The following is a 19,121-nucleotide window of genomic DNA, read 5'->3' as shown; positions in this document are numbered from 1 at the left end:
GTAGGTCTATCATATCTCTTTTGTACCAAAAAAGCAAGAAAAAACCGAACAAACATTCGCATATTTATTTTTTATTAATGATTCGGCGCCGCAAAAGATCTAATCCTCGCATAACCGCACTCTGTCTAATATAATTTCGGTCACGGTTAAAATGGAAACATTCTGCAACGGTTGGTTGGCCTTCTTCCGCCAGCCCAATCCAAACAGTGCCTGTCGGTTGGCCTTCGATTGGGTCACCAGCGACCCCAGTAAATGATAAACCATAGTTAGATTTAGCTAACTGACGCGCTTTCTCTGCCATTTCTTTGGCACACGCTTCACTTACCGTGCCATGCTCTTCTAAAAGTTCATGAGAAATTCCTAAAAAGTTCTCTTTTGTTTCTTGCGAATACGTCACGAAGCCTCCCTTAAAAATCTTCGAAGCACCCGCAATTTCCCCCAGTGTACTTTGGAATAGGCCAGCAGTGAGGCTCTCAGCAGCCGTGACGGTTTGTCCGTTTTGTAATAACAAATCCACTGTTACCTTGGCTAAACTATTGTCATCCCCATACCCATAAAAATAGTCCCCCACTTTAGCTAAAACCTTTTCTTCCGTCGCTGTTAATAATTCTTCGCCAGCTACTAAGTCTTTTGTTTTAACTGTTAAACGAAGTGTCACTTCATTAGGCTTAGCATAAGGCGCAATGGTTGGATTCGTTTGGTGCACAATCAACGATTGAATCTCGGTCACCAGCTGTGATTCACCAATCCCATAAAAACGCAAGACTCTTGAAATCAATTGTTCTTCTTGTGGAAACGCATCAATCAATAAAGGTCGTGCCGCTTGTTGGAACATCGGAATTAATTCATTGGGTGGTCCTGGTAAGAGCAAATAGCTTGTTGTGCCTTCTGTTACGAAAGAACCAACCGCTAATCCTGTCGGGTTTTGAAGAACTTGTCCACCTTCAATGGCTAACACTTGTCGTAGATTATTTTCCGTCATTGGCCGCTTAGACTGTTGGAAAAACTGGTGCAAGCGGTTCAATCCTTCTTGATCTTCTACTAATGATTTATGGAGATGTTGTGCGACAACTTGCTTGGTTAAATCGTCTTCTGTAGGTCCTAGCCCTCCACATAGGACAATTAAATCACTTCTTTGTTCTGCTTCTGTTAGTAGCGTTTCTAAGCGGCCGCCGTTATCTCCAACAACGGTCTGATAGTAAACATCGATGCCTAGCGCAGCTAACTCTTCTGATAAAAAGGTGGCGTTGGTATTCACTACTTGTCCCAGTAATAACTCTGTTCCGACTGCAATGATCTCTGCTTTCATTGATTTCCCCTTCTCTAATAACATACGTAGTTAAACTCACTTTCCATTTTAGCACAACAAAATTTTTACAAAAGAATTTGAGCTTCAGGAAATAATTTTTTTATCAGGAAATTTATTAATTATTACGAAAAAAATGTTCATTTTCTCACAATCCGTTGTATAATAACGTTATATCGAAAGGAGAGAAATGAATGAGTGTAGTAGTAGGACTTTTGGGTCTATTAGGGTTACTTGTCAGCGGGGGACTGACTATCAAAGCATTAATTAAGAAACAACCGAAAAAACAATATGGCTATGCCGCATTAGCAAGTGCCGCTCTATTTATTGGTGGGGTTGCCACGACAGATTCTTCCCCAACGCTTTCACTTGATGCAGAGAGTGTTGAAACCGATGCCAATGGCTCAGCCACCATCAAAGGCGAATACGATGGCAACAGCAAACTAACGGCCAATGGCAAGGAAGTAAAAACGAAAGACAAAACGTTTGCTTACAAAGTAAAACTGTCCGATGAAAAAACGCAAAAAATCACTTTTGTTGCTGAGAAGAAAGATACCAAAGTTGAAAAATCAGTCGAAGTCACACCGTCAAAAGAATTTATTGCAAGCATCACAGATTCTGAGCAAGAATTGGCCAAAACAGAAAAAGCCTTAGCTTACGCTGAAAAGCAACCTTCTCAGAAAAACTATGATGAAGCCGCAACCTTAGTATCTTCATTAAGTCAAGAATACGAGGAATACAATGATCGCCTTGAAAAAATCAAAGAAGCAGTACCTGTTGATGAAGCAGTTACAACTGCTGAAAAATCTAAAAGTAAAAGCGATTATCAAGCAGCTGAAAAATTAGTAGCTGCTGCCCCAGTTGGCAAAGAAGGATTTCAACAACGATTAACGACTGTTCAAACCGCTATCGCTGAAAAAGAAAAAAATGAACAATTAGTCGCCAGTGCGACAGCCGCTGTTGAAAAAGCTGAACAAGAACCAACCAATGAAGCTTACTATAATGAAGCGATCAAACAAATTGACGCTTTAAACTCCCCAAATCAAGCTTTAACAAAACGGGTAGCCGTTGTTAAAACTCAATTAGATGCCCACAAAGAAAAACAACGAAAAGAAGCAGAAGCTCAGAAACTAGCCGCTGAAAAAGCGCAAAAAGAACAAGCCGAAGCGGCAGCAAAAGCGCAAGCTGAAGCAGAGACGCAACAAGCCGCACAGGCGCCGGCGGAAGTCGAGACGGCTGCTGCAAATGCTGGTCCAGAAACAAGCGCAACTGTTCTTGTGACACCAACTGGCAGTAAATACCATGCACGCAAATGTGGAAATGGAACCTATACGGCAACTACGTTGGCAGATGCCCAAGCAAGAGGCTTAACACCTTGTTCTAAATGTTATTAATTTTTGTGTAAATAAAGAAAGAAGTGAGAGATAAAACATTTTATCTCTCACTTCTTTCTTTATTTATGATTTTTTTCTTTTATTGATACACACTGATTCGTTGATTTGGGTGTGCATTACTTTCCACTTCATCTAACATGGCAACGGCGTAGTCTGCGTAACTAATGTAGCTGTCACCTTGGCTATTGGTTGTTAATTCTTCGCCAGCGACTTCATAATGGCCTGTCGCAGGACCATCAGCATCAAACATGGCTGCAGGACTAATATAGGTCCAGTGAATGTTTTGAGCTTCTTTCAATAAGTTTAAAGCTTCGCCCATCGCCGAAGCTAATGGCTGAATTTCTGCTGGGAATGATGGTGTATCTTTTAATTGAGTTGTGTGTTCTGGGTCTACATACAAGGTTCCAGCGCCCCCAACGACAAACAAGCGCGTTTTTTGATTGGTTAAAATCTCAATCAAATGCTGGGTAGATTTGGGGAAATCTTGCACATTAGGGAATCCTAAGGCACTAATTAATACATCAAACGCTTGAATATCTTCTGTTGTTAATTGATAAACATCTTTTTCAATGGTCGGTGTGCCATCTGTTATTTTTGAGGCATTACGAACGATGGCTGTCACGTCCATCCCGCGACGTTTAGCTTCTGCTAAAAGTAATTGTCCTTCTTTTCCTGTTGCTCCTAATACTGCTACTTTCATGTAAATCATCCTTTCATTTTTAAATAGAACTAAAATAGTTACATTTAATACTTTAAAAGTAGAGAGATTACTTATCTCTCTTAACTTCTATTTCATGAATCACATCTGCTAAGGTGATGCTTTTCAATTCTTCTTCCATTTTTTGTTGCACTTTAGTAAATTCAGTTTCTAGTACCGATTGGATATTTGCCCCAACGGAACAGTTTGGATTAGGATTTTGATGAATATTGAAAATCTCTCGTTCCAATTCAACCGCTGTATAAATTTCATACAGTGAGATCTCTTCTGGTTTCTTTAATAAGGTATTTTTATTGGCTCCACGCATGGAATGAATCAAGCCGGCTTTTTTTAACTGGCTCATTAGTCGTCGAACAACGACTGGATTCGTATTCACGCTCGAAGCAATGTATTCAGAAGTCACTTGTTCTTGAGGACCTGTTTCAATCAAACTTAAAATATGAATCGCAACACTTAATTTCGTTGACATAGCCATGTCTAATCACTCCAAACTAAATGTAACGTTATTTGTTACATTTATAGAATACGCTGTTTCGTTTTATTTGTCAATGAGAAACCTCTGACTATTCAAAATAAAAATCATTTGTTGAAACAACACGGGCCCCAAACGGCATTAACGCTAATTTCGCCAATTTAAAGGATTGTTGCCCAAACGGAATACCGATGATTGTCAGACAAAGCAACAAGCCACTAATACAATGTCCAATTGCTAATGGTAATCCACTGATAATCAGCCAAATAATGTTTACCACCAAAGATACGCCGCTATCACTATACACGACTCGCTTTTTAAACGGCAAAAAGCTCAACCCCGCTAATTTAAAACATTGTAAACCAATCGGAATACCGATAATTGTAATGCACCAAATCACGCCTGCGAATAGCCAAGATAAGCCACCAAAAAAGCCGCCAAAGATGAACCATAAAATATTGCCAAGTGTTTTCATTCTTGTTCCTCTACTTTCCTCATTAAAAATTATGCATGTGAGTAAGTATATCATGAAAGCTTCTTTTTGTTTCAAACAATATTGTAAGGTTGCTGACTCGTTAAAAGACGAAGACACTGTTTCATGATACAATGAAGAAACTAACGATAAAGGAGCAGACTTCATGGACTTACATTTAACAGTTGATTTAAAAAAAACAAAGACACTCATTGATTTAGCCGATCAGGCCCACTTAATCATTGAACAAACAACTAAATTACCGAAAAAAGAGGCAGCGATTCTTTTCTTGCTAAGAGATAACCAACTAGTTGCTTTAGGACTTGCTGAAGAAAAAGCTACATATAAAGAAGTTTCTTTTGATCACTCGATTTTATTGAAACCGACTTGGGACACAGAACTTGCCTATTTAGCGCAAGCTTTCCTAGATGATGCGAAAGAAAGTGGTTTAACATTGGAAGCGACCCCAACGACAGTCAAAATTCCGAAAAGTGCGGTAGCGACAGTGACTAACTATAAAGAAACAGTCACCTTTATCTTGGAACGTTTTGGCTACTCTCTGTTTAAAAAAACGGCGCCAAAGAAAGCCAGACCAGCCAAAGCACGCCACAAATGGACAAAAGAAGTCAGCCAAATTCCTTTTTATATTGATACTCGACAAAGCAAAGCAACTGTTTTTTGGCAAAAGCGCAATGAAATGCTTATTAAAGCTGGCGCGACAATGATGCCCGAAGCCCCTTTAAATAAAGACGGGTCTGTCGGTTTCTCCGCCAGATTTGGTGAAAAACTTCGTGATGAACGCAAGGGCCAATTTAAAGACTTTGTCACAACGGAAGATATCGTCTTAAAAAGCGTTAATGAAGTCGGCTTGTTTCTCTATTTTGCTGGAACAAACAGCTGGTTAGAGCTAGTTGATGAGAACGGCAAAACCTTAAATGAATGGACTGTGGTGGAATAAACCTTATAAAAAATGTCGCACCTGATTTTTATGATTCAGGCGCGACATTTTTTTAATTTAAATAACTTTTTGCTATCGCTTGATACTTATCAATCATATCTAAATAATTATCAATTTCGACATATTCGTCGACTTGGTGTGCAGTAGTGGTCACACCTGGTCCAAAAACAACGCAATCAAATGTATTGTCTGATTTAGTAAATTCAGCTAAGTCTGTGGTCCCAGCGCTTGTCACTAATGGTAATGGTTGATCAAATTGGGCTTGAATGGCTTGAATTAACGCAGAATCTTTCTCAGCTTTTACAGGAATTTTATTGTAATCAATCGTTAATTCTAACTGATGTTTTTCTTTTTTGTTCAATTCATCGATAATTTTTTGTAATAATGCAATGACTTGGTCGTTGCTGAATTCTGGAATTGAACGGATATTCCCTTGCAAGGTTGCTTGACCTGGAATACTGTTCACTTGTGTGCCACCTTTAATGACGGTTACATTGTGAATCGTTCGACCTAATTCAGGATTTTCATAGTTTGCTGTGACTTCCGCCATTTGTTGGTTTGCTTCTGTAATAAATTCGTTCAAATTATTAATCGCGTTAATGCCTTCTTCTGGCATCGAACTGTGGGCTTCTTTTCCGTGTGACACAACAGAATAGTTAATTGAACCCATGTGCGCATACATCAAGTTATAATTGGTTGGTTCTCCAATGACTAAGGCACTTAAATCATCCGCATAGCCTTTTTCAGTTAATTGGCCAGCACCTAGCTCACCGACTTCTTCACCAACTGTACCTAAAAATTTAACCGCTCCCTTTAATGGAACTTCCTTTTCTTTTAATTCAATCATTGCTAAAACCATTGCGACTAAGCCGCTTTTCATGTCCGTTGCGCCACGGCCATACAATTTATTTCCTTCAATATGGGCCGCAAATGGCGGGAAAGTCCATTGACTTTCGTCCCCTTCAGAAACCACGTCCATGTGGCCACTAAACCCTAAGACTTTTTCTCGGTTTTCACCTAGGTAAGCAACCAAACTACTACGATTTGGTGCATAAGAAACAAGTTCAGAAGGGATCTCATATTTTTTCAAAAGATTTTGTAAATAGATTGCCACTTCTTCTTCGTTTCCATTTACAGATTTAATTTTAACCACATCTTGTAAAATACTAATTTTTTCTGATTTTTCCATTGCCATTCGCCCTTTCTTGTTATGCTTAATTCTAGTGTACGCTTCTCTCAGTAAAACCGCAACTGACTTGGTTAGGTCAGCAAAAAACACGCGACAGTTTTAAGAAATGTCGCGTGTTTTTTACTGAGTTTATTTTAAATAATTAGGCGCTGCCAATTCATTCTCAATGACTTGATTAGGGATCACAAATTCAGGGGTGCCCATATAGTAAGGCGCAATTTCTCCTTGAGGAAACACAATCACTAATTGGTGTTTTTCATTGATATAGAAAGGTTGGTCCTTTTTAATTTTTTTGAAGGGTTGAACATCACTGGGGGCATCCTCTTTTTCGGACCAGTATATTTTATTGCTATCGTTCTTCATTTGGTCTGCTATTTGTTGTTTAATTTCACTACTAATGACATCAATGTAAAAATCATTTTTAAAAATTAAGGGGAGTGAAACGACAACATTGGCTCGTTTGTCGATGGTGTCATATTTCGTTGTCGTCGCAGAGCTGCCTTTAATTTCTGTGAAGGTTCGTTTGACCACTAGGAAGCGACGGTCGTCCACGACTTTTTCATAATCTCCAGTGACTGAAACACGAGAACCATCAAACAATTGCCCTTTGACTTGTTGAAATTCTGTTTGGGCTTCTTTCAAGTATTTTTTGTTGAGTGTATCGGCTACTGAAGATTCTTGGGATGTTTGGATTTTAGGGACATCGATGTTTACTTCACTTTCCTGTTTTTTCGCTGTCAACGTTTTGATGGTGACTAATTGAACAATTTTATCTAACACAGGGATGTTGCGGGCTGCTTCACTAAAACCTGGAAACAAATTGACTGATAAGACAAAGCCACAAGCTACTACTAGACTACTTTGCAGTGAGCGGTTTCTAAAACGAAGCCAGGTGTACCGCTTTTTCTCTTTATGAAAACGCGCTTTGACTTCCGCTTGTAGATCCGTTGGCAACGGTTGTTGGCGGTATTCTTTTGAAAAGTTTTTAACAACGCTTTTTACAAAATCTTCCATTATTTTTTCGCTTCCTTTCTTTTACTAATTCAATAGACTTCGGAGTTCATTCAAACTGCGGTACATCTTCGTTTTAATCGTGTTTTCGTTAATATCCAGGATCAAGGCGATTTCTTTTAGCGTAAATCCTTCAAAAAATTTTAATAGAATAATTTCACGATTGGGACTATCTAATTGATTAATAATTTCTTCAATTTCTAAAAAACTGCGTTGGGGATTATTTAAAAGGGCTAACACATGTTCATCTTTTTCAATATGAACAGCTTCTCGTTTCTTTTTACGCCAATAATCTGTCGCTACAGAAAGCAGAATTCGAAAGAACCACGCGTCAAAATCCTTAATATCGGGTCCTTTTTGGATGGCCTTCAGTGCCTTTTCAAAGCTTTCTTGAATCACATCCAAGGCATCTTCTTTCGAATGTGTATAGTTAAAGGCAATGCGATACATTTTTTCATATTTGGTATCCACAAGCGTTTCTAACGCGCGAATTTGTTTTTTTCTTTTCCAACCATCGAAAACCATCGATTTCTGGAACCTCCTTTCCTGTACACTTATATAGACGAATCACAAGCATAAAAAGTTTCAACTTTTTTATTATTTTTAATTTTTATATTCTAAAAGAAAAAGCGCGGTACAAAAATCACTTTGGATTTTTGCTCCACGCTCAAAATCTGATAAACGGCGGGAACAGAACCAGCTCCTTCGGAAATAAGCCGAAATTATCCAAAAATTAAAGAACAATTTCCGGAAATTTCTTCTTATTTCTCGGAGCTGAGCGGTGCTGTCCCGACCTTGTTTTCTTCTCCCGAGTGCGGTCTTAGTGCACTCAGCGTTTTAATAAAATGCGACCAATCAACAGGACGTGGTGGCGCTAGCCAAATAATTTGAGTAATCTCAGGCCAATCGACAAAATGAATATCCGATAAAATTAATTGTACACTTTCATCTACATGTGCTTTGAAAATGATATTCCATTCCGTAATTTTTTCAATATTTTTTTGTATCATACGATTATAGGCTTCACCAAAGGAAAAGTCGACACACAATGTAATCGGAGCCAAAACTTTTTTCAATGGTAACGCATCCACCATTAACAACAGATACCGATAAAATAAAAAACGTCTGGCATCCCAAACAGCGGGATTCGTTTTTTGTTCTTGAATAAATTGTCGACTAGCAGAAAAATACTCTGTATACGTTTCTGCAAAGTAGGTTATATCCATTTTGCGATAACTATAATTTGCTTCTATTGGAAAATGGAACAATTTAAAATGAACGATTGTTACTTTTTGTTCAAAACCTTGCAGGACTTCCTCGGAAAGCTGAAATTGTATTTTTAAATAGCTTAACAAGTCACGATTCAATTGTTGAATTTCTGCAAATCTTTGGCAAAGTGCTGCTGAAGCTACTTGAAGCCACTCTTCAGCAATTAAAAATAAGAGTAAATAATTGCCTTCGTTTGTTCGTTGTGGTTCTGGGATTTGAAGACTCTCTAACCAATTGAAAACATTCTGCTGATTGTCACCGGCTAATTGTTTTAACACTTGCGAATCTACTTTTTTCTCTACATAAAACTGTTGCTGCGTTCGTACCAAAGAAACCGCCAAAAAATGAAAACATTTAGCTTGTGCATAGCCCGCACGCTGATTAAGATGTACCTTCTCAGAAAAAAATAGCTCAAAGTTCCGAATCTGCTCTAAAACTTTTTTACCGTACAATGAAAAATCACGTTGGTATAATTGTAAAAAAACCAGTGTTGTTACTTCGCGTAAATTGGTTTCATTTCCCACCAAGTGAAATTCTTTATTAATTGTAATTTGATAATTTTCCAGCATTTTCTTTAATTCCTTGAACTCCTTATAAGCCAATGTGTGACTAACAAAGTGTTCTAACGCAAACTCATTCACAGAATCAAAACGCTGAAAAAAGAAATCTTGAAACATAGCAAAACGTAACGACTCTTTAATATAGCAATCAATCAAAGTAGCGGAAGTTTCCGTTCCTGATTCATTAAGAGTTAAGAAAATACCATCGCTCACAATTTGAAAATCCTCTGATAAACCAAATTCAATAAAATCGGCATTTAATTCAGCGACCGTTTTGTTCACGATAAATTCAGATAATTCTAACTCCTGCATTACGGTTTCTTTTGACTCTGTTAACATCGGTGCATTTTCCAGTAACTGAAATAAGGCGATTTTTCTTTTATCCACTTTATTTAAAAACATCATCAATATCATAGACTTCTCTCACATCCATTTTTTTCCCATACAATCCATTTCCTGAAAGAAAGTACCCAACCGCTGCTAAATAGCTTTCAGATTCTTCATCGCCGCCTGCACCAAGTCCGTTAGGAAAGACAAAATCTTTATTCACTTGTAAGGGATGAGCCGTTGTTTCTTTTGTTTGTTTCTTTTTTTCTTTTGACATTGCCGGTTTCTCCACAGGTTTGTCTTTTTTCTTGGGTGAAGGCTTTTTTTCTTCAGAAGGAACCGTTGTTTTTTGATCTTCCGGAGGGGTTGGCACAGGTTGTTCCGGTTCTGACTTTTCCTGAGGGGTGATTGATTCTGGTTTTGGTTGAATTTCTTCCGTTGGTTCTAAGGGATTATAAATAGGTGTCGCCAATGTTTGAATTGGTTCTATTTCGACAGCCGTAAAAATTAGCAAAGAACTAAATAAAAAAAGATACTTTTTTCTCATGGCTTCTCACTCTCTCTACCTCTACTTTATGGGAAGCAATTCCTTGTAAAAGTATCTTTACTTTTACAAGGAAAACCCTTTTTGTCAATAGATAGCCCTTTTTATTGCTCAGATTGTTGTTCTTCCTCTTTTTTCTTTTTACGATACAAGAAGAAAATCAATAAGAGCAGCGCTAGAATGATGAATGCAATCAGTAGATACAACCACCAATTGGTTCCTTTAATGGTTACGTCTTTTTCATTTAATTCTTTAGCGACGTCCCCAGAAATAGTAAATTCTTTTGTAAATTCCCATTTGTACAGGTACCGTTCTTCACCATTGGCACCTTTGACTTGATAGGTGCCTTTTTCATCTTTTACACCATAGGCCGTTGATTTCAAGACATATTTCCCTGGCGTTAATCGTTCCCCTTTTAAAGAAATTGGGTAACTAAAGTTAGAGTTTGGCGCCACTTGCATATCCTCAGTATCGGATTGGTAAAGCATTTCGCCTCCTTTTGAAACAGTGTTGATTAAATGTAATTGGTTTAAATAGGCCGCTTGTGGGTTTTGTAAAGAAACATTGATGACGTTTCGCGCGTTGACTTGGCCTGGTTTAACCCCCAGTAATTTTAAATCTGGTTGAACCTTTGTCTCATTTTGCTGAAGAATAATAGCCACAACGTAGGAGTATTCATTATTAATAGCTAACCCTTTTGATTGATCCGCAGAAGTCGTTGTTTCTTTCTTTTTCTCTTTGAGTGTTATACCGCCAGCCATCACGCCATCAAAAGAATCTTTAGGCATCGTGATGGTTAAAGGTAAGGTCTTTTGGGAATGCTTCGGCAAGATGATTTCTTTCGGTGCTTCCACATAATCTTTTAAGTTAAAGCGTAAAGTTTTGTCAGGTTTGATTCCGTTTTGGCCATATTCTACTACGCCATTTAAATTTGTTGTCGCTGAGTTCACCGTATTTTCAATGGTAATGTCTTCATCTGTATCATTGCGTAACTGAATTTCTACGGTTTGTTTGGCACCAGGCACCATTTTTAAGTCAAAGTAGGTTTTTGATTTATCCACTTGATTTTCGGGAATTGTTGGTGTGACCGCAAAATTAAATTCAGAAGCGTGCGCCTCCACGCCAATCCAGCCAAATAACATACAAGCGATTACCGTTGCATATACTTTCCATCTGTTCATATTCATTCTCCTATGTCTGTCATTCTTTGTTGTATTATAAGCACCAAAAGACCGAAAGATAAGCCAAAAAATTTTTGACTTATATCCCGATCTTGCGTGTATGCTGTCGTTCTTAGTTTCCTGTGTTAGCAGGTGTATCTGTCAAAGTCCAAGTAAAAGTTGTCGTGTATTTTTTCGCATATTTTGTGGTTGAACCAGGTACTTCTAATGAAATACTTGTTTTAGCGGCATCTACACTATCGCCCCAGCTCATTAAGTACGTACCCGCACCTTCTTTATCGCCAGCAGCCATGACCACTGATTCAGCCCCAGTTGGGTTTAATTCAATCGTAGCTGGCGCTGTCGTTGGTTTTGCAGATTGTGAAGCTGAAACCACGCGTCCGTTGCTTAAAGTTACTTTGGCCGCTGTTAGTTCTTGGTTGGCTTCAGTTTTGAATTGACCATTTTGTTTTACTTTTAACGTCCAACCTGTTTCAGTCCCACGATTATCTGAGACTTGAACAAAGTTCGGGCCTTCTTGGTCGGCGCCAGCGTTATCTTTGTATTTTTGTGTTTCTGCATAGTAGGTCATATTTTTTGAGGTAATCGTTTGTTCCCCAAAAGATAAACTAGATGCATAGTCAATGGATAACGGACCTGCTGTCCCTGGCTTAGGCCCTGTTGGATCAGTTGGATCAACTGGCGTAATTGGTTTATCCGGATCTGGATTCGTCGGATCAACTGGATTCGTTGGGTTCGTATTTGGTGCAAATTGAATCGCTCCGTTTGTTTGGTATTCACCACCGTCGACTGCTAATGCACTCATTGGTACAAGTGCCAATGCGCCTAAAGTTGTGGTTGCCATCAATGTCATTACTTTTGTCTTTTTCATTTATTTCCCTCCATTATTTACTGGTACATCTGAAAGTAGCCAAGTCAATGTTGTTTTATATTGTACTGCATCCTTAGGGGTTTTCCCGGGAACAGTTAGTGAGATTGCCCGTGTGATTGTGGCATTTACTTGCTGTCCTTGTTGATTTTTTTCGGTCACTTTTTCTGCTTGCCCCCACAGCGTGATCCACGTTCCGGCGCCGGTATTTTCTGGGGCTTGCATGACAACAGTTTCTGCGCCCGCAGCATCTAATTGAATGTTTGCGGTAGCAGTTGGCGGCAATACGTCCGTCGCATTTGAGCGCACACTGGGCTCAGTAAAGGCGACGGTGGCGCCTGTTAATTCTTTGTGTAATGTTTCTGCATTACGAAATTGACCATTTTGTTTCACTTTTAAAACCCAGCCAGCATTGGTTCCCCGTAAATCACTTACTTGTACATAATTAGCAGTTGCCAATTCACTTGCTGAACCATCTGGATTTTTATAGGTTTGCGCTCTGGCAAAATACGTTTGATCCTTATTCGATATCTCATTACTCCCAAAATCCAAACTTGAGGCATAATCGATGGAAAGTGGCCCAGGGGTACCTGGATTAGGTCCATCAGGATTCGTTGGATCGACTGGTCGAACTGGTTTTTCTGGATCGGGATTTTCTGGATTCACTGGATCCGTCCCATCTGTGCTTGGGGTAAAAACAATCGACTGTTCGCTATCAAAAACGACCGTCGCCGCTTCAGCAGGAACAGTGGCGCCAAGCAACATTGTTCCGAATAACAAGGAGTAGACGACTGTTTTTTTCATTTACTTAGCCTCCAACATTCGTTGGCACAGATTTCAATGTCCACGTTAATGTCGTACGATATTCTTTTGCTAATTTAATCGCTTTACCTGGGACATTTAATTTCACGGCAGTAGCACCTTCTGTCGCATCTTTCCCAAAACGATAGACCCAAGTCCCCATTCCTTTGCCATCTTCTGCTTTGACTAATTCTACTTCTGTTCCAGGAACAAAGGTATGTGCTGCTGTTGGTGTTGGCGCGTATGCGGCATCAACAATCGATGTCACACCTGCATTGGCAATCGATAAAGCGGCCCCCACTAATTCTTCATTTTGGGCTGTTTTGAATTGCGCATTTTGTACAGCGCTTAACGTCCAGCCTTCTTGTGTCCCACGTTTATCCGTTACCTGAACATAGTTGGGACCTGTTGTCCCATCTTTAAATGTTTGAATTTGTGCGTAATAATCTTTCGTGTCGGAAGTGATTTTTTGGGCGCCAAATTGAAAGCTTGAAGCATAGTCAATTGATAAGGGGCCTGCAGTCCCTGGTTTTGGTCCAGTTGGGTCAGTTGGATCTTCTGGTTCAACTTTTTCATCTGGATTGGTTGGGTTAACTGGCTTCGTTGGATCTGTATCTGGTTCAAATGTAATGGCGCCATTACTTGTATAATTCACGTTAATGTCTTCCGCAAATGCTTGTTGTGTCGCTAGGACACCGCTAAATCCTACAATCCCTACTACTGCTAATACTGTTTTTTTCATCTTCTCTTCTCCTTTTAATAAATAATATGCCTATAGTGATAAGGCTGATTCCCAAATAAATAAATGGTTCTTGATTGGTGGTACCTGTCGCCGGTAATCTTCCTTGGCGCGACCCATATACGCCAGAAGAAAGGACAGATGAAGCGCCTCCGTCAGCTGGCTTGGTGGGTTCGGTCGTTGTGGAAGAATTACTAGTCGCTGTTGTCGACTCTTCTGTGGGATATTCATACGTTCCATAAAAGGAGACAACACCACTATTTTCATAAGCTGCTTCCCCAAACGCAGTGTCTGAATGACAGAAGCTGAAAAGACCTAAAAAACAACTAAGCAAAAGGTATTTTTTCATCTCACTTCTCTCCTCCTTATTATGGTGCCATGACTAATGACCATGACAATGTCCCTTTAAATTCGCCGACTTTTTGTTTCTCGACTGGCACAGATAGTTTAAGTCCCCGTTGGTTTGCCGCACCCCAACCTTGGTTAATTGTATAACTACCTGAACCGGAGCCTTCATTTTCTGTAACAACCGTATCTCCTTTATTGAGTAAAAATTCTCCTTTGTCTGTAACCAACGACAAATCTTCCAATTGATCTGTGCCGTTCGTTAAGGGATTCGTTACCTGAACATTCAGTTTCCAAGGCGTACTTTCTGTCCCGCGTGTGTCTTGAACGACTAAATCATCTGAAAGAGTTGGCCAGTAAACTTCTGGCTTGGCAGAAATTTTTTGTTTGCCAAAATCAATTGTTTTAGGTACTTTTTCTAACGTTAATTCACCTGAAATAGACACATTGACTTTTTTATTTAACGTTTCACCAGCTTCTGTAAATTGATAATTGGCTGGCACCGTTTTGGCTAATTCTTCTGGTTTCGCTTGCTGAATGGCTTGGAAGGTTGCGGCATCAAGACTTGGTGTTTGATTGGCCCGACCATCTGCGAAAATCACCGTTGCTTGTGTCCATTTTGCCAACTCGTCTGAATTCGTTAAGCCATTTGCTTCTTTTAATTTCAAATGCGCACTTGTCGCATACAAGGCAAACGAACGATCTTTGGCAAGGACACTTTCATTTTTCACAACAACTAAATGAACCGTTTTGTTTTGCAAATTATCCCCTGACGTCCCTGCTTCTAATTGAATATCATGTGTCCGCGATACAGTTTTTTCTGCTAACGGCGCTTGAATTTGTGGTAAATCCGTCTCTTTTAATGAGGTCTTGAAAAACGGCCGACCTTTTGCACCGAGCATTTCTATTACTTTATCAACAGTCGTTAGTTGCGCTGCCTCATCTTCTGTGACAATCACCGATTGCCCCGAAAGTTCCACTTTATTTGAAAATTGAACTTTCACCTGATAACTGTAGTTCATATTCGTCGCTTTCCATGAAAGCGGGATGGTATCTTTTTGCTCTGGAATTTGCTCTATCGAGCTCCCAACTTCACTAGATTTAACCGTTCCTTGGTGCAACCAAGAACCTGTTACTTCGTCAGGAAGGAAGCTTAGGGTTGGTGTTAAAGCACTTGAGGTCGGAATCATCAAACGTCCTTTTTGAACTTTTTGTCCAGCTACTTCGGTGCCCCACGCTTGTAAGGTTAATGGCGCATTGCCGGCTTTGACCTCTTTTACATCATGAGAAATAGTACCTGCACCTGCCACAATTCCAGGCGTTTCCACTTCATAATCGATGATAGAGCCAGGAATTGCTATTCCATAGCCATTGGCGCCCTTGGTCACATCGTTATCGCCAATAAATGTTTTTCCAGTCGCTTTTTCAATCCCATGAAACGTTGTTGGCGTAAGTTTTGTAGCATTATTGACCGTTGGATTAATCGTCAAGACCTGATAGGCTTTGACATTTCCAAACCAAGTCCCTATGCTATCCACCAAAGCAGTTGTATCTGTCGTTGGTTTAATCCATAAAAGTTCATCTTTTGTTGGATCGACAGCTTCAAAATCCGCAATGTTTACCTTACCTGTACCAGGAATTGTTTCTAATGTTGCATGATCCTGAACCGTTAGTTTGCTAGCTGAAATTAAATTGGCCGTGTTGGTAATCCCAATTCCTGCATTTTTAGATAGATGAATTGATCCGAATTCATTGTAAGTCGTACTATGATTCGCGGCAGTAGCAGAAACGCCATTTTTGATGTTCCCACCATTAGCCATTAATTTAATGCCATTGGTGACATTTAATTCCGTAAAGTTGACAACGCCTAAGCCTGTCGCATTTAGTGGTTCTGTTTGATAATTATTGGTGCCGTCAACGTTAGTCCCAAAGTTAAAGGCCACTTTATTTGAACTAGCATTCACAATTGCATTAGTAAAATTATCTGTTGATGAACCACCGGATAAACCGTTAATACTAACTGCACCTTGAACATTTGCGGTAACATCACGTAAGATTTTTCCGCCACTGATATTGGAATACTGTGTCGCATATAAATTTCCAATACTAGAACCCGTTGCTTGAATATTCATTGTAATCTTGCCGTTCTTGGTATACGCAGCATTGGTTCCACCATCACCGTAAATGCTGGCCCCATTTAGAGATTCCACACCTGTTTTAGTGAAAATATTTAAAGTAATTGTGTTTGATTCATCCGTTCCTAGTGTCGTATTTTGACCATAGGGCCGACCACCAGTAATGTAGGTATTACCAGGCAACTTAAACTCTCCGTTGTAGTTTCTTAAATCAATTAAGAGTTTGGCATTTCCAAGAAGTGAGCCTGCATTGGTAATCCCACCTGAAAAACCGTTCGCGCCTGTCCGAGGAGTTCCTGAGAAATTTCCTCCGTAGATGCGATTGTCTGAATTACCAGTAATTGTATGGCCACCGCTTGCTCCATAAGAAGCGCCCATTGAAGCATTAATTACTCCTTCATAAACCGTTACACCGACATTCCCAACATTTTTGGCATCATTCCAGCCACCGCCTGAAAGAAACCAATCGACTTGACCATTATTAACGATTGTTTGACCGTTCCCATAAACTCTAGCTGCTTGATAGCCTGTTCCTTCTAATGTGTCAGCAATCCCGCCATTCAATGTGTTAGAAGTGTTTCCTTCAACGACACCTGAAAAAGAGCCACCATATGTCCAGCGAGCAATGGTATTATTTAAAACAGTCTTAGTATCTCCTTTTATATAAATATCCCAAGTATCATTACTAGCAGGATAGCCGCCGCCACCAACAATATCCCAGCCTGAACTATACCCACGACTTTTATCGGTCGTTGAATAATCTAAGCTTGTCGGTTTTGCGCCTGAATAAGCCATACCATCGCCACCTAAGGACCCATCGCCATTCGCTGTTCCCACTTCAATTGTTGTATTTCCTTCAATATAGCCACCGCGGCCAGCTGCAGTTGAGTAAATTGCACCATTATTAAACGAACCGCTGACTAATTTAGAAGAAATATTTCCAAAAACTTTAAAAGCTGCTGCTGATTTGGCTAATTCTGCTCTTTGCTGTGGTGTATAAGCATCATACGTTGCTTCATTTGAGGCCCCAATTTGACTCTTGTTAAATTTCGAAACATTGTTACCAGCACCGCCGTTAAAATCATTAATACCACCAGCGGAATTCGTTCCTGCTGTGACCACATTCGTAATATCTCCGATGATCGTTCCAGAATATTGGTTGCCTCCTTCAAAATCTGCACGACCCGCACTATACAACTGTGTATTTAAATTTGTAGTAATTCCATCAGTCGCACGATTCGTTCCTATATCGCCGCGGGAAGAGCCACCAATAAAACGTTGACCCGCTGTATACCAACGGCCATATCCAGAAATATCGTTTGTTACTTTTCCACCAATATTTCCGTATTGAACACCGCCATAATACGTACTTAATTGGAAACCTGTAGCAGCATTCGTAATCGCAACCTTTGTTGAGACGTTACCAGTAACATTCGCTGTGTTGGTTGCGTTGGTCCCATAACCGCCCCCATAAATTGAAGCAATTCTGCCACCAGAATCATTGACAACCAATGAAGTATTCCCAGTCACTGTCCCAATATTGGCGCCCCCACTTAATGTATTTAGTCCGCTCCGTGTATTGTTAATAACAATCGTAGGATTTCCAGCTAAATTACCACCATTTTGGTTTCCGCCATAGAAATTCCATGTCCCTGTACCTGTACTATTTACTGTTAAAGTTGGGTTTCCTGAAACATCTCCTGTATCCGTTCCACCGTATACGGTCAGACCGTTTCCACTAGAACCGCCATTCAAGTTCAAACTGTAACCATTTAAATACATATTCGTACCTGTATAGTTTAGATTTCTCAAAGTGATGTTTGAGCCAAAAAAGATATTTTGATTAAATCCTAACGTCTTAGAACCCGTTGGCGCCGTTTGATCCATACTAATCGGATCCGCGCTGTTTCCAGTAATCACTAAATGATTGACCTTACCTTGCAAGGCGTAAAAGGTCATATTACTTGCCGTAACGGTGTCAGGAATCACTTTAGCGGTGGTCGCCGCACTCGTCGTAATATTGTTTCCTATATAAAGAGTGAAATCGCCATTGTTCCCCTGTTGATACAAATCAAACAAGGCTTCTTTCAAGCCAGCCTCTGTCGATGCATATTCTTTGTACGCTGCTCCATCTCCTGCAGGACTTGGCACAACAATCACTTTTGTTTTATCCGCAGGGGCAATTGTGTCCGCAATGGACTGATCAACTGAAACAGCTCTGGCCATGCGTGTCAGTTTCTGTTTAAAGACAGCCGTAAGTTGTGTATCTTCTGAAAACTCTAATTGAAGAAGTTCTTCATTTGTATATGTTTTGCCTTGATAAGACCAGCCAACGAAAGTCGCATTTTCCTCACTATTCGCCCATTTTGGTAATTCTTCTGTCCGAAGTGGCTGATTTTTTTCTTTTACCACTTGATAACTTTTGGCATCATTTTGAAACAAAGCTTGATCCGTTGTTTCAAAGGTCAACGTGATTTGCTTCTGCTCTTCGCTTGGTTTTGTTTCTGTGGAAGAGGTGGTTACTTTTTCTGTGATAGCACTAGATTCAGTCATTGATGACTGTTCTGTAGAATGTGCGCTGCTTTCTTTTGTTGCTTCACTTGTACTGGTTTCTGCTGTTTTTGGCTGTGTCTGCGTACGTTCCGTTTGTTGCTCCCCTTCAATCGCCCACGCTGAAACAGATAAAAATGGTTGTACAAGTAAACAAGTTGCCAATAAAACAGCGATTTTCTTTTTCATTAACTTCATCACTCCTCCCTCGAAGTAAACTTTCCACAACCAACCTATGGCTCAAGTATACGAAGTTTTCTTCTGATTTTTTTAAAGATATTT

At 39.8% G+C, this 19,121-nt stretch carries 17 protein-coding genes; 2 read left to right on the top strand and 15 right to left on the bottom strand.

Annotated elements, in window-relative coordinates; all coding sequences use genetic code 11:
• Positions 1-64: 64 nt before the first annotated feature.
• On the bottom strand, positions 65-1,309 hold the full coding sequence (locus AB3I34_RS10780; RefSeq protein ID WP_010712903.1) for a competence/damage-inducible protein A: 1,245 nt from the start codon (positions 1,307-1,309) through the stop codon (positions 65-67).
• A gap of 191 nt (positions 1,310-1,500) precedes the next feature.
• Here AB3I34_RS10780 and AB3I34_RS10775 point away from each other — a divergent pair, with 191 nt between their 5' ends.
• On the top strand, positions 1,501-2,700 hold the full coding sequence (locus AB3I34_RS10775) for a hypothetical protein (RefSeq protein WP_002415623.1): 1,200 nt from the start codon (positions 1,501-1,503) through the stop codon (positions 2,698-2,700).
• Between the two features lie 79 nt (positions 2,701-2,779).
• Here AB3I34_RS10775 and AB3I34_RS10770 read toward each other — a convergent pair whose 3' ends face one another.
• The 3 genes from AB3I34_RS10770 to AB3I34_RS10760 form a co-directional block, all read right to left on the bottom strand.
• The gene (locus tag AB3I34_RS10770) at positions 2,780-3,409 is read right to left on the bottom strand and encodes an NAD(P)-dependent oxidoreductase (RefSeq protein WP_002415622.1); all 630 of its coding nucleotides are present in this window, start codon (positions 3,407-3,409) and stop codon (positions 2,780-2,782) included.
• Between the two features lie 58 nt (positions 3,410-3,467).
• Positions 3,468-3,893, bottom strand: coding sequence for an Rrf2 family transcriptional regulator (locus tag AB3I34_RS10765; RefSeq protein ID WP_002383201.1), 426 nt, complete (start codon positions 3,891-3,893; stop codon positions 3,468-3,470).
• An 88-nt stretch (positions 3,894-3,981) separates the two neighbouring features.
• Positions 3,982-4,365: a YccF domain-containing protein gene (locus AB3I34_RS10760; RefSeq protein ID WP_010712905.1), complete on the bottom strand. Its 384-nt coding sequence runs from the start codon at positions 4,363-4,365 to the stop codon at positions 3,982-3,984.
• A gap of 163 nt (positions 4,366-4,528) precedes the next feature.
• Between AB3I34_RS10760 and AB3I34_RS10755 the strand changes: the two genes are divergently transcribed.
• Positions 4,529-5,320: a hypothetical protein gene (locus tag AB3I34_RS10755; protein ID WP_002415619.1), complete on the top strand. Its 792-nt coding sequence runs from the start codon at positions 4,529-4,531 to the stop codon at positions 5,318-5,320.
• A 52-nt stretch (positions 5,321-5,372) separates the two neighbouring features.
• On the opposite strand, the gene AB3I34_RS10750 is transcribed toward AB3I34_RS10755, so the two are convergent.
• From AB3I34_RS10750 to AB3I34_RS10700, 11 genes are all read right to left on the bottom strand, one after another.
• The gene (locus AB3I34_RS10750; RefSeq protein WP_010710866.1) at positions 5,373-6,509 is read right to left on the bottom strand and encodes an ArgE/DapE family deacylase; all 1,137 of its coding nucleotides are present in this window, start codon (positions 6,507-6,509) and stop codon (positions 5,373-5,375) included.
• A gap of 129 nt (positions 6,510-6,638) precedes the next feature.
• Positions 6,639-7,523, bottom strand: a complete 885-nt coding sequence (locus tag AB3I34_RS10745) for an RsiV family protein (RefSeq protein ID WP_002365402.1) — start codon at positions 7,521-7,523, stop codon at positions 6,639-6,641.
• Between the two features lie 24 nt (positions 7,524-7,547).
• Positions 7,548-8,045, bottom strand: coding sequence for an RNA polymerase sigma factor (locus AB3I34_RS10740; RefSeq protein ID WP_002360979.1), 498 nt, complete (start codon positions 8,043-8,045; stop codon positions 7,548-7,550).
• Positions 8,046-8,281: 236 nt separating this feature from the next.
• On the bottom strand, positions 8,282-9,763 hold the full coding sequence (locus AB3I34_RS10735) for a helix-turn-helix domain-containing protein (protein ID WP_002368476.1): 1,482 nt from the start codon (positions 9,761-9,763) through the stop codon (positions 8,282-8,284).
• Positions 9,738-10,223 (bottom strand): hypothetical protein, encoded by a 486-nt coding sequence (locus tag AB3I34_RS10730; protein ID WP_002415616.1) that lies wholly within the window; start codon positions 10,221-10,223, stop codon positions 9,738-9,740. The genes AB3I34_RS10735 and AB3I34_RS10730 overlap by 26 nt, the downstream gene beginning before the upstream one ends.
• Positions 10,224-10,324: 101 nt before the next feature.
• The gene (locus AB3I34_RS10725; RefSeq protein WP_002415615.1) at positions 10,325-11,407 is read right to left on the bottom strand and encodes a DUF916 and DUF3324 domain-containing protein; all 1,083 of its coding nucleotides are present in this window, start codon (positions 11,405-11,407) and stop codon (positions 10,325-10,327) included.
• A gap of 106 nt (positions 11,408-11,513) precedes the next feature.
• Complete coding sequence (locus AB3I34_RS10720) at positions 11,514-12,272, bottom strand: WxL domain-containing protein (protein ID WP_002383195.1); 759 nt, start codon at positions 12,270-12,272, stop codon at positions 11,514-11,516.
• Positions 12,273-13,073, bottom strand: coding sequence for a WxL domain-containing protein (locus AB3I34_RS10715; RefSeq protein WP_002415613.1), 801 nt, complete (start codon positions 13,071-13,073; stop codon positions 12,273-12,275).
• Positions 13,074-13,077: 4 nt separating this feature from the next.
• Positions 13,078-13,812 (bottom strand): WxL domain-containing protein, encoded by a 735-nt coding sequence (locus AB3I34_RS10710; protein WP_002354838.1) that lies wholly within the window; start codon positions 13,810-13,812, stop codon positions 13,078-13,080.
• Positions 13,769-14,158: an LPXTG cell wall anchor domain-containing protein gene (locus tag AB3I34_RS10705; protein ID WP_002378834.1), complete on the bottom strand. Its 390-nt coding sequence runs from the start codon at positions 14,156-14,158 to the stop codon at positions 13,769-13,771. The genes AB3I34_RS10710 and AB3I34_RS10705 overlap by 44 nt, the downstream gene beginning before the upstream one ends.
• Before the next feature lie 19 nt (positions 14,159-14,177).
• A complete protein-coding gene (locus tag AB3I34_RS10700) occupies positions 14,178-19,037 on the bottom strand; it encodes a hypothetical protein (RefSeq protein WP_162784118.1) in 4,860 nt (1,619 codons plus the stop codon).
• Between the last annotated feature and the right edge of the window lie 84 nt (positions 19,038-19,121).

Source organism: Enterococcus sp. C102(2024) (assembly GCF_040888205.1).
GTDB classification, from domain to species: domain Bacteria; phylum Bacillota; class Bacilli; order Lactobacillales; family Enterococcaceae; genus Enterococcus; species Enterococcus faecalis.
Note: the sequence above shows the minus strand (reverse complement) of the source record. Positions and strands in the feature narration are given on the sequence as shown.

What these genes read in the sequence shown, in the direction of transcription:
- AB3I34_RS10705 (WP_002378834.1), bottom strand. Translation starts at nt 14,158, where the DNA reads ATGAAAAAATACCTTTTGCTTAGTTGTTTTTTAGGTCTTTTCAGCTTC.
- AB3I34_RS10770 (WP_002415622.1), bottom strand. Translation starts at nt 3,409, where the DNA reads ATGATTTACATGAAAGTAGCAGTATTAGGAGCAACAGGAAAAGAAGGA.
- AB3I34_RS10720 (WP_002383195.1), bottom strand. Translation starts at nt 12,272, where the DNA reads ATGAAAAAGACAAAAGTAATGACATTGATGGCAACCACAACTTTAGGC.
- AB3I34_RS10730 (WP_002415616.1), bottom strand. Translation starts at nt 10,223, where the DNA reads ATGAGAAAAAAGTATCTTTTTTTATTTAGTTCTTTGCTAATTTTTACG.
- AB3I34_RS10750 (WP_010710866.1), bottom strand. Translation starts at nt 6,509, where the DNA reads ATGGAAAAATCAGAAAAAATTAGTATTTTACAAGATGTGGTTAAAATT.
- AB3I34_RS10745 (WP_002365402.1), bottom strand. Translation starts at nt 7,523, where the DNA reads ATGGAAGATTTTGTAAAAAGCGTTGTTAAAAACTTTTCAAAAGAATAC.
- AB3I34_RS10780 (WP_010712903.1), bottom strand. Translation starts at nt 1,309, where the DNA reads ATGAAAGCAGAGATCATTGCAGTCGGAACAGAGTTATTACTGGGACAA.
- AB3I34_RS10710 (WP_002354838.1), bottom strand. Translation starts at nt 13,812, where the DNA reads ATGAAAAAAACAGTATTAGCAGTAGTAGGGATTGTAGGATTTAGCGGT.
- AB3I34_RS10755 (WP_002415619.1), top strand. Translation starts at nt 4,529, where the DNA reads ATGGACTTACATTTAACAGTTGATTTAAAAAAAACAAAGACACTCATT.
- AB3I34_RS10700 (WP_162784118.1), bottom strand. Translation starts at nt 19,037, where the DNA reads ATGAAGTTAATGAAAAAGAAAATCGCTGTTTTATTGGCAACTTGTTTA.
- AB3I34_RS10715 (WP_002415613.1), bottom strand. Translation starts at nt 13,073, where the DNA reads ATGAAAAAAACAGTCGTCTACTCCTTGTTATTCGGAACAATGTTGCTT.
- AB3I34_RS10760 (WP_010712905.1), bottom strand. Translation starts at nt 4,365, where the DNA reads ATGAAAACACTTGGCAATATTTTATGGTTCATCTTTGGCGGCTTTTTT.
- AB3I34_RS10765 (WP_002383201.1), bottom strand. Translation starts at nt 3,893, where the DNA reads ATGGCTATGTCAACGAAATTAAGTGTTGCGATTCATATTTTAAGTTTG.
- AB3I34_RS10740 (WP_002360979.1), bottom strand. Translation starts at nt 8,045, where the DNA reads ATGGTTTTCGATGGTTGGAAAAGAAAAAAACAAATTCGCGCGTTAGAA.
- AB3I34_RS10735 (WP_002368476.1), bottom strand. Translation starts at nt 9,763, where the DNA reads ATGATATTGATGATGTTTTTAAATAAAGTGGATAAAAGAAAAATCGCC.
- AB3I34_RS10775 (WP_002415623.1), top strand. Translation starts at nt 1,501, where the DNA reads ATGAGTGTAGTAGTAGGACTTTTGGGTCTATTAGGGTTACTTGTCAGC.
- AB3I34_RS10725 (WP_002415615.1), bottom strand. Translation starts at nt 11,407, where the DNA reads ATGAATATGAACAGATGGAAAGTATATGCAACGGTAATCGCTTGTATG.